The following is a 14,619-nucleotide window of genomic DNA, read 5'->3' on the forward strand; positions in this document are numbered from 1 at the left end:
CGGCCGGGGCCGGCCCTGTGCCGCGGCTACGCCGGCGGCACGTGGAGCCACACGGTGCCGCGCACCCGCCGGCCCAGCGTGAGTTCGTCGCCGCCCCGCAGCGGGTGGCGGCCGGCCGGCTCGACGCGGCGGCCGTTGACCCAGGTGCCGTTGAGGCTGCCGGCGGCCTCCTCGGTCACCCAGGCGGTGCCGTCCCGCTCCACCGTGATGGTGGCGTGCCGGCGGGAAACGCCCGGTGAGCCGCCGAGCGGGGCGGCGGTGGCCGGCGCCCACTCCGGGTCGCGCCCGAGCCGCAGTGGCCGCCCCGGCCCGGCCGTCGCGCGCAGGCAGGGGGTGTCGAGTCGCAGTTCGAGGTGGGTGCGGGGGCTCAGGCAGGAGGGGCAGTCCGGGGCCCGGCCGGCGACGGGCTCGCCGCAGTTCCAGCAGCGGGCCCCGGCCTCCGCGGTCCGCTCCGGCGGCGGTTCCGACGCCGTCTCGGGCACCGCCGCGGGCTCCGCCTCGGGTTCGCCGGGTAACGCGTCGTCGGCGAACGCGTCGCCGCGGCCGCGGTCCAGGTCCGGATCGTCCCAGTCGGCCCAGTCGTCGGCGTCGACGGGCTGTTCGTCGGTCACGATCCGGCGCTCCGCTCGGGCTGTCGGGCGATGTCGAGACCGAGCCGCACGGTGCCGTCCGGCTCCTGCCCCACCGCGTCGACGGTGACCACGGTGTCCTCGGGCAGCGCCCCCTCCTCGAACAGGGCCCGCGCCAGCGGGTTGATCAGCATCGTCTCCAGGGCGTTGCCGATGCCCCGGCCGCCGTTGTCCAGGTCGGCGGTGCAGCGCTCGGCCAGCCACTCGGTGGTTTCCTCGGTCAGTCGCAGGTGCAGCCGCTGGTCCCGCCGCATCAGCGACCTGATGTTGTCCACCTGGAGGTCGAAGATGGACCGCGCCACCTCGGCGCCGATGAAGTCGAACACCACGATGTTCCCGCCCAGCCGGTTCATCAGCTCGGGCCGGCCCACCACCTCGACGAAGTGCCGCTCCACCTGGGCGCGCACCGTGGCCTCCAGCTCCTGGTAGTCCGTGCCCGGCTCGACCACCCGCCGCTTCAGGCCCGTCGCCGGGTCTTCGGTCATCACCCCGAGGTTGGAGGTGAAGATCAGCACGCACTCGCTGAAGTAGGTGGTGATGCCCTGGCCGTCGGTGAGCCGGCCGTCCTCCAGTACCTGGAGGAACTTGTCCAGCACCCCCTTGTCCGCCTTCTCGATCTCGTCGAAGAGCACCACCCGGAAGGGGTCGGTGCGCACCGCGCTGGTCAGCTCGCCGCCCGCCTCGTAGCCCACGTAGCCGGGCGGCGCGCCCACCAGGCGGTCGGCGGAGTGCGGGGCGGAGAACTCGCTCATGTCGAAGCGGAGATACGCGTCCTCGCGCCCGAAGAGTACGGTGGCCACCGACTTGGCCAGCTCGGTCTTGCCGGTGCCGGTGGGCCCGGCGAAGAACAACACGCCGCGCGGCCGGTGTCCGGGATGCGCGGCCTGGGCGCCGGAGAGGCCGAGCGCGGCGCGCTTGAGGATGTCCATGGTCTTGCCGATCGCCGGCGCCTGGCCCCTGACCCGGGCGCGGATGTACGCCTCGCCCTCCCGGATCTGGTGCCTGATGTGGCCCCGGCGCCACGGGTTGTCCTCGACGCCGAGCCGGTAGATGCGGACGGCGTCGGGCATCCTGGCGAACGGCAGTCGACGGTCGGCGGCCAGCCGGACGGCGTCCCGCATGGCGCGCAGTGTGAGCCCGGCGGCGGCCCTGGCGAACTCCCGCGTCTCCCGGTCGGCCTGGTGGGCGGCCGGCGGCCGCTCGCCGTTCTTCAGCAGCGAGAGACCGGTCCCGGGCGGTACCGTCGCCGCGCTCTGGGCGTGTTCGGCGGCCTGTAGGCGGGCCATGCGCCGGCGGTCCTCCATGTCGGGCAGCGGCACGCCTATGGTGCGGATCCGGTCGCTGCCGGAGACCAGCCAGGTGGGCAGGTCGCGTTCGCCGTCCGCCAGCCAGATGATGGGGTTGAACAGGGTGCGCCCGGTGCGGTGGTGGAGGATCGGCTCCACGTCGTCGGCCAGCTTGAGGCAGCCGAGGAAGAAGTCGCGCTCCCGCTCGCTGAGCCGGTTGACCTCGGTGGGGATGCGCGCCGCGTAGTCGATCAGCAGGGCCAGCCGCTGTGGGCTCTCCTGCTCGACGGGCCCCGCGCCGAACTCCCCCCGGTCCGCGCCCGGTCTGGGCCGCCGCGGCGGTTCGAGCCCGGTGGCGACGGCGCGCAACAGCGGTTCGAGGTCCAGCAGCGCGGGCTGGTCGGCCCGCAGCAGCCGACCGCGGAAGCGGCGGCCGACCATGCCCCGGCCGAGCAGTCGTTCGACGTTCGGCAGCGCGTCGGCGGGGTGCACGGTGAAGCCGTCCACGACGTCGTAGCGCACCAGGGCGTCGAAGCCGCGGAGCCGCAGGGTGTGCCAGACCAGGCCGGCCAGGCTGAAGTAGCGGTCCTGGCCGTGCCGGCTGACGAGGTAGTCGTCCCGGACGTTGCCGTGCAGCACGTACTGCGCGTGCACGCTCAGGGTGCCGACCAGCTCCTGGGCGAAGGCCGGGATCTCCAGGCCCGCGGTCTCCTCGGGGCCCGGCAGGTGCTGGCTCATGGGCGCTGCTCCCCCGGGTGGTGCCGGCGGGCCCGGGGCTCCTGGTCGTCCGGGCGCCGGTCGGCGGCGGGGGCGGGGGTGTGGTCCAGGACGGTGTCGGCGGTGACCCGGTTCCCGTCGAACACGAGGTCGAGCGAGAGGCCGGCCTCGGCGGCGGTCTCGGCCAGCCGGGCGACGTGCTGACCCGCCTCGTGACAACGCCGCCGGTCCAGCTCCCTGGCCTCCCTGGTGTCCTCGTGCGCGGCCCGGGCCCGGTGCACGGTCTGGACCCGCAGGGTGCCCCCGGTGTCCAGGGCGAAGCGCAGCCAGTGCTCGGTTCCCCAGCCGGGCGGCACCCACTCGATGTGCTCGACGCCGGGCGCGGCCTGCCGCGTCCTCGGCCGCGCCCCGGTGGCCAGTGCCGCCAGCTCCCTGCGCAACAGCTGGGAGACGTAGGCGCGTTGGAGCGCGGCCTCGCGGGCGGCGACCCGGGCGCTGATCTCCGCCCGCTGCCGCGGGTCCGGGGCCTCACCCGTCGCCAGGATCCTTTCCAGTGCGGCGAGTTCCGCCCCCGGCTCGGGCCGCGGGTCGACGCCCTCGGGCAACGGCTGCCGCAGGAACCGGAGTTGCTGGGCGGCCCACTCCGCGGTCTCCCGCCGGTCGGCCGCCCGCCAGTTGGCGGCGAAGGCCAGCTCGCGGGCCTCGGAGAGATGGCGGGCCGCGGCGGCCGGCCGGGCTTCGGCCAACTCCACGGCGTGCCCGACGGCCCGCTGGATCGCGACGCACTCGGCCACCGGAACCGCCGGGTCGAGGCCGGCGAGCAGCTCGGCGCCCAGCTCCGTGGCCCGCTCCTCGCCGAGCGCGCCGGCGTCCGGCAGCGGGGTGGTGTACGCGGGCAGCGCCGCGCCGGCCGCCGTCTCGGTGTCGGCCCCGGCGTAGCCGGCCAGCGCGCGTTCGCGGCGCGCCCTGAGCCGGGCCGCCCGGCGGGCGGCCGCCTCGTCCCCGGCACGCGTGCCCAGGGCGGCGGCCGCCGCCGCCATGGTGCGCCGGGCGAGCTCGGCCTCCACCAGCCGGACGGCCCGGTCGGTGTCGCCGAGCCAGCGGTGCACGTCGTCGAGACGCAGCCCCACCGGGTCGAGGGCGGGCGGCAGTTCGGGCAGCGGTGCCGGGCCCCGGCCGTCGGGCCCCGGGCCGCCGGCCGGCCCGTCACGGTCGATCCTGGCGCGCAGCGCGTCGATCCTGGCGTTGGCCCGGCACACCGCGAAGGCGGCGTCCCGCCAGAGGTCCCGGGACGCCCGGGCGCGGCGCAGCTCCTCGCCCCGCAGGCACTGGGCGTCGGCGGCCCGGACCGCCGCGTTGGCCAGCAGCCGGGTGCCGGCCATGGCCGCCCGGGCGGCCAGCAGCGCCCCGCTGAGCGCCCCGAGGCCGAGCACGGCCGTGCCCAGCACGTCCAGCACCTGATCGGTGATCACGTCGGCGGACGGCAGGTCGACGAGGTCGAGGGCGGGCGCCTGGACGGCGGGGAACTGGACGTCGGGGGCGACGAACGTCACGTCGGGAACCGCGTATCCGCTGCTCATGGGGTCTCTCCTGTCGGGCTGGCCGGGCGGTTGCCGAGCGTGGGGCCGGCCGGCGCGCCGGGGCGCCGGAGCGGCCACGCCCGGTGTCGCCGCCAGGTCCACCAGGCCACCGCGAGCACGGTCCCCGCCGGCCAGGCCCAGGCGGCGAGGACGAGGGTGGCCAGCAGCAGGCCGACCACGGCCGCGACGGCCAGGGTGCCGAGCACCCGGTGCCGGAGCACGGGCCTCGCGGCCCGTCCGGCCTGGCGGATCACCAGCCCGGCCAGCGAGTTCTCCGGGTGGTAGAACAGGTAGCCGACGCGGTAGGCGGCCCAGAGTTCCAGGGCGAACGTCGCCGCCGCGGCGGGCACCGCGTAGCCCCAGGCGGTGACCACCGTGGTCTGGGGGGCCAGGTTCGCGACGTCGGCGAGACCGACCAGGAAGATCCAGGGGAGGGTCACGGCGCCGGCGCCGCCGACCGCCCAGCCCAGCGTGGCGGGCAGCTCCTGGACGCCGAGCCAGGCCGCCGCCGCGTCCATCCGGCGCGCCTCGTGCTCCCTGAGCCGGTCGGCACGGGACCGGTGGGACTCCTCCTCCGCCAGGCCGGCGAGCCGGTCGGCGAGCAGCAGCCGCAGCGGATCCCGCCGGTCGCCGGTCAGCCAGCGGTACCAGTCGACGGGCTCAGGCAGCGACCGCAGTCGCCGGGTGACGTGGTCGTCGAGCACGTCGCGGCAGCGCTCGGGGGCCGCGGCGATGTGCAGCAGCTGGGCCGTCAGGCGCCCGTCGCGGGCGGTGAGCTCGGGGTGGTCGCGGATGCGCCGGCGCAGCGCGGGGAACTCCGCGCACAGGGCCTCGACGCCCGGCTGCCAGCGGCGCCGCGCCGCCTGCCAGTCCCGGTGGATCCCGGCCAGCCCCTCGCCGCCGGGGCGGGCGTCGAGCAGCGGCAGGATCTCGTGCCCGGCCAGGTCCTCGACGATGGCGAGCGCCCGCTGGTCGTGCTCGGCGCGGGCGGCCAGATCGGCGAGGCCGTGGGCCGGGTCGACCGGCTCGCCGCGGAAGGCCGGTTCGAGCGGCGGCGCGAACCAGGACAGCAGGCGCACCAGGGTGGCCGGCCCCGGCCGGCGCTGGAGCAGCTCGATGAGCGCGGCGAGTTCGTCCCTGGCGGCCTGGTCGTAGCGAGGCGCGGCGAGGAACTGCCGTAGCCAGTCGGTGAACGCGCCACGGCCGCGGCCATGGGCCAGGGCGCGCTCCATCTGCCGCCAGTAGCCGTCGAAGGCCATGCCGAGCCGCACCGGGTCGGTGAACTCCTGTCCCATGAAGGGGAACGCCCTGACGTCCCGGCCGTCGGGCGCGGCGGGGGACGGCCAGTCGGCCGGGGCGACCGGGGGCGAACCGCCGGCCAGCCACTCCGCGACCTGCGCCGAGCCCCAGCGCCGGTCCGGGTCCCGGGTGAGCAGCCCGCGGCAGAGCGGCAGCAGCCGGGGGTCGGTGACCAGGGACAGGTCGGGCGGTCCCGAGGACAGTTCGAGGTCCACATAGCCCGAGTGGCTGTGCCGGATGGGGTGCCGGCCGCCGGCCAGCTCGGCGACGATCATCCCGAGGGCCCACCAGTCGGCCTGTGGGTGGATCACCTGCCGGCGCGCCACGGCCTGCGGGGAGAGGTAGAGCGGCGTGCCCGCCCAGGCGTCCCGGTCGGCGAGCCGCTCCTCGGGGGCGTACTCGGCGATGGAGAAGTCCACGAGGGTGAGTTCGGGGTCCGCCGGGTCGAGGGAGCCGAGCACGATGTTGGCGGGGCTGACGTCGCGGTGCACGATGCCGAGCCCGTGCACGGCGGTCAGGGCGGCGTGCAGCTGCGTGACGACCGCGCGCACCAGCCGCGGGTCGGCGGGCCCCGGATGGTCCCGCAGGTACTGGGCGAGGTCGGTGTCGCCGTAGGACGGGGCCACCTCGTAGGGGTGGCCGCCGATCCGGCCGGTCTCGGTCAGCCAGACGACGTTCGGGAGTTGTCGGGTGCTGAGGATCTCGCGGACCCGGGGGTTGCCCGCCCGGCCGCGGTCGTACCACTTGACGACGTGGCTGCCGGTGTCGTCCAGGACCCGGTAGACGGCGGCCTGGTCGGGTCGTTCCGGGCGGCGCAGCAGTTCCCGGAGCCGGAATCGGGCCCGCAGCGGCGGCGGGAGTCGGGACGTGTCGCCGCGGCCGGCGTCCGCCGGGCCTCCGGTCCCGCTCTCGGTCTCCGCCTCGGTGGCCGGGATGCCCCCGGTTTCCGGCCGCGGCTCGTACTCGGTGGGCGGCGGCGGTTCCTGCGGCCGTCCCGGCCCGCGCGATCCGCCGTCCGCCGCCGATCCTTCGGGATCGGTCATGGCGATCACCGTAATTCCCCTCGGAAACAGGCGAGTTGAATTCTAGCGAAACGCGCCCTGCCGCGAATGGGTGAACGCGGTCGGCCTCGGGTGCTTTTCCGGGCGGAATCCGTCGGATTTCCGGGTGGGTTCGGATGGAATTCGCGGCGGCCGGGCACCGATTCCGCGATTCGGCAGGGAGGGATCTCGATGGTTGACGAAACGCCCGACCCACCGGGCGCGGCCGGTGCGGCGGCGCGGATCAGCGGCACCCACTTCCCGGTGACGACGCTCGGCCCCGGCCGGCGGCTCGGCGTCTGGTTCCAGGGCTGCCCGTTGGCCTGCCCGGGCTGCATGTCCCGGCACACCTGGGACCCGGCGGGCGGGCGCGCGGTCGGCCTGCCGGAACTGCTCGACGAGTGGCGGGCGGCACTGGCGGCCGGCGCCGACGGCCTCACCGTCAGCGGCGGCGAGCCGCTGTCCCAGCCGGTGGCCCTCTCCCGGCTGCTGGCGGGCGCCGCCGCGCTGCGGCGGGCGGCGGGCGCCGGGGGGCGCCCCGCGGACATCCTCGTCTACACCGGTCTGACGGAGGCCGAGCTGGCGCCCGAGCCGGGGCTGCGGGAGGCCCTGCGGCACGCGGACGCGCTGATCAGCGGCCGCTACGTGGCCGCGGAGCCGACGGACCTGGTGTGGCGCGGCTCGGCCAACCAGCGGCTGCGCCCGCTGACCGAACTCGGCCGGCAGCGGTACGGGCCGCACCTCGCGCGCACCGCCGCCGGGCCCAGGGTGCAGGTGGCCTGGGCCCCGGCCGGCGGGGTCCTGCTGTACGGGGTGCCGGGGCGCGGCGAGCTCTCCGCGCTGGAGCGGCGGTTGCGCGCGGCCGGCGTCCGTCTGAGAGGCCCGAGTTGGCGTCAGTGACCGCCTGGGCGCGGGCGGCCGAGATCGGCGATGGCCTCGGCCGTGGCCCGGTTCTTGACGACCATGTGCACCGTCCAGTCCGGGTCGCGGAGCAGTTCCTCGTGGACCGCCCAGCCGATCCAGCTGGCGCTGACCTCGGGCGCGAGACGGGCGCGCCCGGCGCCCATCAGCGGGAAGCAGATGGAGGACAGCGGCGGGTCGAACGCCTCGCGCTCGGCCCTGGCCAGCGCGAACGCCTCGCGCACGGCCCTGGCGATGTCCCCGGGCGCCACCTCGTAGCCGTCCCGGTCGGCGAACGGCACCGCGACGGCCGCGTGGTAGATCCGGCGGATGCCGTGCGCCCGCATGGCGCCGGACGAGGTGGCCGCGACCGTGCCGGGGCGGACCGGCAGCCCTGGCCGGCCGTGTTCCCGTACCCAGGCGGCGAGTTCGTCGGCGAGCACGTCGTCCACCAGTTGGCCGGCGGCGTCCCGGACGGCGCCGGCCCGGCGCAGCGCGCCGGAGAGCGTGGGCCCGAAGGTCCTGGCCATCTCCAGGTAGACGTTCTCCGACGAGACCAGGATGTCGATGTTGCGCAGCAGGTCGACCGGGGAGACGTGCAGCACGAACGGCGCGGGCGCGTCCGCCACGGTGGTCTCGATGCGGGTGGGCGGCGCCGGGTCGACCCGCGGCGGGGTGGCGCCCGGGGCGGTGGCGGCCACGTCCCCGGCCGGGCCCGCCGGCCGGCGGGCGGTCTCCCGGCACAGCGCCAGCACGGCCTCGGCGAGCTGGTCGAGGACCTGGCCCTCCTGCCGCTTGCGGAACGTCTCGGTGCTGACCCCGTACACCAGGGCCGCGGCCTTGCGGCGGTCCTGCGCCGCGGCGCCCCGGCCGCCGGGCACCAGGCCGAAGCTGCGGGCCGCGGCCAGCCCGAGGGCGTCGCGCTCGCCGAGCCGTTGGACGGCCTGGCGGAGCAGGGCCTCGACGCCGGCCGGCACGTCGTCGGAGTCGGCGCAGAAGCCGCAGGAGAGCGCGGCCCTCCGCAGGGCCGGCACGGGGACGGTGCGCAGGCCGGTCAGTCCGGGACGGCGTAATGATCGTAAATCTGCCAGGAGTTCGGCGTGAGAGGGCGAGCTCGCCGCGATGTCCGCACCCATGAGGACCACAGTAGACGGGTCGTCCGCCGGACAGGAGAGGGCGGCGGGCCACGCCGTGCTCGTCCGGCTCCCGTCGACCGCGCGATCCGGTGGCCCGCGGGCGGGTTCCGGGTGAACGCGGGGCGTTTTCCGGGCCCTTCGGGTCTCTTCCCACCGCGACTCTCCCGAGCCTGCTAAGGCTTTCGACAGGAAACGCGTCGTCCCCCTTTTTTTCCCTTACGCGAAACGGGATCGCCACGCGCAGTCGGTCGCTACCTGACCGAAACGGAGGAATGAGCGAGCGTGATCAGAACAGAGAACGTCAATCGTGTCGTCCGGCACGCGGCACCACCGCGAACGGCGCTCTGGGCCGCGCGGATCCGGGGCTGGCGGGACGGCCGCAGGGGCCTGCCGCACGTGCCGCCGCCCACCGACATACCGCTGGGGCCTGGCACGGTCGTGACCGCGTTCGTCCGGGAGCAGCGGGCCACCGCGGACCGGGCCGTCGAGCAGTTGCGTTCCCGGATGCTCGACCGGGAGCGGCGGCTGATAACCGGCATCAGGTACCAGGCCGTTCACGTGGTGGAGCAGTACGACGGGCGGAGCCGGCCGGCGCCCGCCGCGCTGGCGCGGTTCGGCGAGCGGGTGGGCGAGTGGCGCGCCAAGGCCGATGTCTGCCGGTGCCGGGCCGTCGCCGTCACGGAGCGCGCCAACCAGGTGATCTCCTGCTACTGGGACGCGGTGCGGCGGTACCACCGCGACGTGCCCGATCCGGCGCCCGCGCACCTGGCGCACTGGGCGCCGGCGCGGCTCGAACTCGACGTGTCGTGGCGGGAGTCGGACAGCTGGCTGGTCGAGCCCGCCACCGGCAGGACCTCGGTCACGGCCCGGGCCCTGGAGATCCTGGACACCCGGCCCACGGCCGGGCGCACGAGGGGAGGTCGGTGAGATGGCGGCGCACCACACCGGGTCCCGCCGGCGGGCCCTCGGGGCCGCGCTGCCGGCCGCGACACTGGCCGCGGCGCTGGTCGTGGGCACCACGGGCTGCGGCGCGATCGGCGAGGCGCTCGGCACGAGCGTCGACCGCTACTCGGCCGCCTGCGCGGTGGTGGTCGACGGCTCGGGTTCCGGGGATCCGGCCCCGGAGGGATTCGACGCGGAGGTCAAGCTGCACACCACGCTGCCCGACTTCCTGGCCGACCTGGAGTGCGGCACGCTGGCCTTCGCCCCCATCACCAGCGCTTCGCAGTTCTCCTCGTGCCAGGCGGAGGAGGTCGAGCTGGATCCGGAAGGGGATCCCACGCTCGACCGGGAGGAGGTGCGGGCCGCCCAGCGGGCCGTGGCCGAGGGCGTCGCGACGGAGCTCCTCGACTGCGCCAGGACGACCCAGCCGGGCTCCGACGTGCTCGGCGCGCTGAACCGCGTCTCGGGCTCCGCCCCGGGGGACGGCGAGGCGTTCCACATCCTGGTGGTCAGCGACTTCATCCAGTCGGACGTCGGGTCAGGACTGGACGAGCAGGACCTGACGACGCCGGAGTCCCGCGCGGCGGTCATCGACGGACTCGCGGAGCAGGGGCGGCTGCCCCGGCTCGCGGACGCCGTCGTCTACCCGGCCGGCTACGGCATGCGGTTCAGCCGCCAGCCGGCCGACTACGCGGACTTCGACGCGTTCTGGACGGAGCTGTTGGAAGGACGTGCGGACGCGGATGTCGACGACACATACCGGCGCTGACGACGGCGGGCGGCGGATACCGCGGCCGGGCGGCCGGCGGGCCGGCGGGCGCGCGCCGACGCCGGGGCGCGCGCCGCGGCCCGGACAGCGGGGCGGGTCCGCCCGCGAGGACGGCCGGCACGAGACGCGCTCCGCGCTGCTCGCGCGGTGCCGCAAGGAGGGCCGGAGAGCGGCCCGCCGTGGGGTCTTCGACGCCTGGGTGCTGGCCGGGGACGGCCTGCCGCCCTGGCTCGCCATGCTGGCCGCGGAGCGGGACCGGGTCCGGCACCGGTTGTTGAGGGACGCCGCCGTCGAGCGGGCGGCGGCCGAGCGGGCGGCGGCGGAGGCGCGGGGCGACGCGGAGGCGGCCGAGGCGGCGATGCGGCGATGCGGTGAGGCCAGGGAGGAGCGCTCGGACCACCTCGACGTCACCCGCGCCCAGTTGGACCGGCTCGCCGAGCAGGCCGCGCGCCGGCGGCAGCTCAGGGACGCGGTGGCCCGCTGGGTCGAGCGGCGTCCCGGTGGGGCCGCCCCGGCGGCGGGCGAGGAACCGTTCCCCGAGCCCACCGCCCGTCCGGCGGCCAATCCGGCGGCCGACGTGGCGCGTTGGGAGGGGCCGAGCACGACGGGCATCTCCCGGCGCGGCACGCTCGCCCTGCTGGGCAGCCTGATGCTGGTCGAACTCCCCATCTACTGGAGTTCCTTCCGGCGTGTCCACGGCACCGGCGACGCCTCCGCCAACCTCCTCACCGCGACGTTCACCCTCGCCGTGGGGATCGTCATGATCAGCGTCCCGCACGTGCTGGGCCGCATGCTGCGGACGTTGCCCGCCACCGGGTCGCCCCGGCTGCTCGCGCTGCCCGCCCTGCTGCTGTTGGGCGCCTGGACCCACGCGTGCTGGGTGCTCGGGGGCCTGCGGGCGAGCCTGCTGGCCGAGGACCGCGACCTGCTCCTCGATCCGGACCAGGCGCGTTACCTGGACCCCGAGGTGCGGGACGCGGGCAGCGTCCTCGACCAGCTCGGCATCGGCGAGCAGACGATGAGCCTGCTGTTCACCGCCCTGCTGCTGCTCTCCGGCGGCGTGGCCTTCCTGCTCGGGCTCGGCAGGACGCACCCCTATCTGGCCGCCTACCGGGCCACGTCGCGGGAGCGGGAGCGGCTGGCGGCGGCGGAACAGGCGTCGACCCTGGCCGCGCGGCGGGCCGGCCAGCGGGCCGCCGCGCACCCCGCGGAGGTCCAGGCCGGCAGGGACGCGCTGGACGCGGCGCTGCGCGAGGTCGACGACCGGTACGAGGCGGCGGCCCACGCCTATCTGGACGGCCTGGCCAGCGGCTCGCGCGATCCCGCCGTGACCGAGGCGGCCATGCGGCTGTCCGGCCAGTGGCCCCTGCTGCCCCGGCCCGCCACCGCCTGAGCGCCGGCGCCCTCTCCCCACGGTCGTCGTCCGGCCGGGGGGTTGGGCGCCGGCGCGCCGGCGCGAGCGGCGTTGACGGTTCCGACGCGTGGTTCTACATTCCGCCCGAAGCCACGAATGGCATTCGACATACCGAACGAAACGCCGGTGGTGAGGACGTCGCGGCCACCCTGGGAGCGAAGGAGTTCGACCATGCGCCGACCACCCTCCTTACCGCGCCGGAGCCGGAGGGGGCTCGGGTCGCTGCTCGCCGCGCTCGTCCTGCTGTTCACCTCGTGGTCGGTGACGGCGGCGGACCGCGCCGCGGCCCTGGACCCCTTCACCGGCTACCTCATGGCCCACTTCACCGGTGAGCACGCCAACGGGGAGCAGGTCTACTTCTCCCACAGCCGCGACGGGCTGCACTGGACCGACCTCAACGACGGCGCCCCCGTGCTGCTCTCCACCGTCGGCACCCGCGGCGTGCGCGACCCGTCGCTCCTCAGGTCGCCCGCCGGGGACCGCTACTGGATCGTCGCCACGGACCTGCGGATCGCCAGCGGCACGTCCTGGGACGACGCCGCCAACCGGGGCAGCACCTCACTCGTCGTCTGGGAGTCCACCGACCTGGTCACCTGGTCGGCGCCCCGGCTGCTCGACGTGGCCGGCGCCATCCCCGGCGCCGGCAACGCCTGGGCCCCGGAGGCCATCCACGACCCCGCCACCGGCGACTACGTCGTCTACTGGGCGACCAACGCCCCGCGGAACGGCGTGACCAAGCACCGCGTCTACTACGTGCGGACCCGGGACTTCCGCACCTTCACGGCGCCACAGCTCTACATCGAACGGGCCGGCACCCGCGGCATCATCGACACCCAGATCGTGGAGGTGCCGGACGCCACCGGCGGCTACCGCTACTACCGGGCCTCCGCGGACGGGCAGATCACCATCGAGGCCGCCAACGCGATCCTCGGCCCCTGGACCACGCTCGGCGACCTCTCGCACATGGGCATCTCCAACGGCGCCACGGGCGGGAACGTCGTGGAGGGGCCGATGTGGATGCCGTTCAACGGCCGGGGCGAGTGGGCCCTGTGGCTCGACCAGTTCGCCACCGGCCGCGGGTACATGCCCATCACCTCGACCAACCTGGGCAGCACCCGCAACTTCACCACCCGTGGCGACTACTCGCTCGGCACCAACCGCAAACGCCACGGCTCCATCCTCGCCCTCACCGCCGCCGAGGAGAGCCGGGTGCTGGCCAGGTGGGGCACCAGCACGCCGGTGAACCGCATCCAGTCCTACAACAACCAGGACCGGTACGTGCGGCACGCGAACTTCGACGTCCGCGTCGACGCGAACGTCAGCCCCGCGCAGGACGCGCAGTTCCGCGTCGTCCGGGGCCTCGCGGGCGGCTCGGGACACGTGTCCTTCCAGTCGGTCAACTTCCCCGGCTACTACCTCAGACACCGGGACTTCGACTTCGTCCTCGAACCGGACGACGGCTCGGCGACCTTCCGCGCGGACGCCACGTTCCTGCCGGTGGCCGGTCTCGCCGCCTCGTCGTGGACCTCCTACCGGTCGTACAACTTTCCCGACCGGTACATCAGGCACTGGGACTACGAGCTGAGACTCGACCAGATCACCGACGCGACGGGCCGCGCCGACGCCACCTTCCGACTGACCGGCTGACCCCTCCCCCGCCCCCGTCCCCGCCCACCGCCGGCGGCCGCGCGCCGCGTGGTCACCGGCGGTGGGCTCGCCATTCGGGGGCCAGGACCGCCCAGATCTGCTTGTCGTACCGCTCGCCGCCGTAGCGCCAGAACTGGCGCCGCACGCCCTCCAGCGTCATGCCGAGCCGCTCGGCCACGGCGGCGCTTCGCTCGTTGTCGGCCCGGCAGTGCCACTCGGCGCGGTGCAGGCCCCGGTCGGTGAAGGCCCAGTCGAGCAGGACGCCGCACGCCCTGGTGACCAGCCCCCGCCCCTCGGCGGCCGGCTCCAGCCAGCAGCCGAGCTCGCACCAGCCGGCGGCGGCGTCGAACTCCGTGAACATCACGCCGCCGACCAGCGTGCCGTCGAGCCAGAGGCCGTACAGCCGGGCACCGTCGGCGGCCTGCCGCTCGGCGTAGCGGCGCAGGGTGCCCCGGGCCCCTGCCACGTCCTCGGTCACGAAGCCCGGCCCGACCCACGGCCGGATGTGCTCGCGGGCCCGGTCCAGGTGGGTGGCGAACTCCGCCGCGTGCCAGGTCTCGAGCGGCCGGAGGAGAGCGTCGTCCCGGAGCGGGAGGGAGAACATGATGACCCCACATTCGCATAACAAGCGTTATGAATATGTACGGTAGCAGCATGCCACGCACCAAGGGCGACCACGAGGCCCGTCGTCGCGACGTATCGGAGGCGGTCTGGCGCGTGTTGGCCGCGCACGGCTTCGGCGGCCTGACGCTGCGCGCCGTGGCCGCCGAACTCGGCGCCACCACCGGCCTGCTCACCCACTACTTCCCCGCCAAGCGCGATCTGGTGGCACACGCCCTCGACCTGCTCGCCGAGCGCACCGCCGCCCGCCCCCGGCGCCCCGCGACCCCGGGCCTCGCCGCCGTGCGGGCCGCCCTGCTGGACATCCTGCCGCTGACCGCGGACGCCATCGCCAGCAACCGGATCTGGGTGTCCTCCTGGGACACCGCGCTCGCCGACCCCGCCCTGAGCGACGACTACGCCCGCAAGTACGCCCGGGGCCGCGCCCGGCTGACCGACCTGATCGCCGCCGCCCAGGACCTCGGCGAACTGCCCCCCGGCGACCCGGCCCGCCTCGCGGCCGGCGCCCAGTCCTTCACCCTCGGCCTGGTCGTGCAGGCCCTGTTCGACCCCGCGACCTTCCCGCCCCCGCGCCAGGTCGAACTCCTCGACGACTACCTGGCCTCGCTGACTCCCCCACCCTGACCGCGGGCCCCCCGC

Annotated in this window: 12 protein-coding genes; 6 read left to right on the top strand and 6 right to left on the bottom strand. The window is 75.6% G+C overall.

Features of this window, described 5'->3' with window-relative positions; all coding sequences use genetic code 11:
* Window positions 1–26: 26 nt before the first annotated feature.
* The 4 genes from RNC47_RS11530 to RNC47_RS11545 are packed head-to-tail and all read right to left on the bottom strand — an operon-like array spanning window position 27 to window position 6,554.
* Window positions 27–611 carry an FHA domain-containing protein gene (locus tag RNC47_RS11530; protein WP_311597977.1) on the bottom strand — a complete coding sequence of 195 codons (585 nt, stop codon included), beginning with the start codon at window positions 609–611 and terminating at the stop codon, window positions 27–29.
* Window positions 608–2,653 (bottom strand): AAA family ATPase, encoded by a 2,046-nt coding sequence (locus RNC47_RS11535; protein ID WP_311597979.1) that lies wholly within the window; start codon window positions 2,651–2,653, stop codon window positions 608–610. The genes RNC47_RS11530 and RNC47_RS11535 overlap by 4 nt, the downstream gene beginning before the upstream one ends.
* A complete protein-coding gene (locus RNC47_RS11540; RefSeq protein ID WP_311597981.1) occupies window positions 2,650–4,212 on the bottom strand; it encodes a hypothetical protein in 1,563 nt (520 codons plus the stop codon). The genes RNC47_RS11535 and RNC47_RS11540 overlap by 4 nt, the downstream gene beginning before the upstream one ends.
* Entirely contained in the window at window positions 4,209–6,554 is a 2,346-nt protein-coding gene (locus tag RNC47_RS11545) for a protein kinase domain-containing protein (protein WP_311597983.1), read from the bottom strand. The genes RNC47_RS11540 and RNC47_RS11545 overlap by 4 nt, the downstream gene beginning before the upstream one ends.
* A gap of 189 nt (window positions 6,555–6,743) precedes the next feature.
* Between RNC47_RS11545 and RNC47_RS11550 the strand changes: the two genes are divergently transcribed.
* The gene (locus RNC47_RS11550) at window positions 6,744–7,451 is read left to right on the top strand and encodes a 4Fe-4S single cluster domain-containing protein (RefSeq protein WP_311597985.1); all 708 of its coding nucleotides are present in this window, start codon (window positions 6,744–6,746) and stop codon (window positions 7,449–7,451) included.
* On the opposite strand, the gene RNC47_RS11555 is transcribed toward RNC47_RS11550, so the two are convergent.
* On the bottom strand, window positions 7,445–8,587 hold the full coding sequence (locus RNC47_RS11555; protein ID WP_311597987.1) for a macro domain-containing protein: 1,143 nt from the start codon (window positions 8,585–8,587) through the stop codon (window positions 7,445–7,447). The two genes, RNC47_RS11550 and RNC47_RS11555, sit on opposite strands and share 7 nt — an antisense overlap.
* A gap of 282 nt (window positions 8,588–8,869) precedes the next feature.
* On the opposite strand from RNC47_RS11555, the gene RNC47_RS11560 reads away from it, so the two are divergent.
* The 4 genes from RNC47_RS11560 (at window position 8,870) to RNC47_RS11575 (ending at window position 13,359) form a co-directional block, all read left to right on the top strand.
* Window positions 8,870–9,514: a hypothetical protein gene (locus RNC47_RS11560; RefSeq protein WP_311597989.1), complete on the top strand. Its 645-nt coding sequence runs from the start codon at window positions 8,870–8,872 to the stop codon at window positions 9,512–9,514.
* 1 nt (window position 9,515) lies between these two features.
* Window positions 9,516–10,298 carry a hypothetical protein gene (locus RNC47_RS11565; protein WP_311597990.1) on the top strand — a complete coding sequence of 261 codons (783 nt, stop codon included), beginning with the start codon at window positions 9,516–9,518 and terminating at the stop codon, window positions 10,296–10,298.
* Window positions 10,273–11,691, top strand: coding sequence for a hypothetical protein (locus RNC47_RS11570; protein WP_311597991.1), 1,419 nt, complete (start codon window positions 10,273–10,275; stop codon window positions 11,689–11,691). The genes RNC47_RS11565 and RNC47_RS11570 overlap by 26 nt, the downstream gene beginning before the upstream one ends.
* Window positions 11,692–11,883: 192 nt before the next feature.
* On the top strand, window positions 11,884–13,359 hold the full coding sequence (locus RNC47_RS11575) for a glycoside hydrolase family 43 protein (RefSeq protein WP_311597992.1): 1,476 nt from the start codon (window positions 11,884–11,886) through the stop codon (window positions 13,357–13,359).
* Between the two features lie 52 nt (window positions 13,360–13,411).
* On the opposite strand, the gene RNC47_RS11580 is transcribed toward RNC47_RS11575, so the two are convergent.
* The gene (locus RNC47_RS11580) at window positions 13,412–13,963 is read right to left on the bottom strand and encodes a GNAT family N-acetyltransferase (RefSeq protein ID WP_311597994.1); all 552 of its coding nucleotides are present in this window, start codon (window positions 13,961–13,963) and stop codon (window positions 13,412–13,414) included.
* Window positions 13,964–14,013: 50 nt separating this feature from the next.
* Between RNC47_RS11580 and RNC47_RS11585 the strand changes: the two genes are divergently transcribed.
* On the top strand, window positions 14,014–14,604 hold the full coding sequence (locus RNC47_RS11585; RefSeq protein ID WP_311597995.1) for a TetR/AcrR family transcriptional regulator: 591 nt from the start codon (window positions 14,014–14,016) through the stop codon (window positions 14,602–14,604).
* Window positions 14,605–14,619: the final 15 nt, after the last annotated feature.

Source organism: Streptomyces millisiae (assembly GCF_031845425.1).
Classification (GTDB): Bacteria; Actinomycetota; Actinomycetes; order Streptomycetales; family Streptomycetaceae; genus Streptomyces; species Streptomyces millisiae.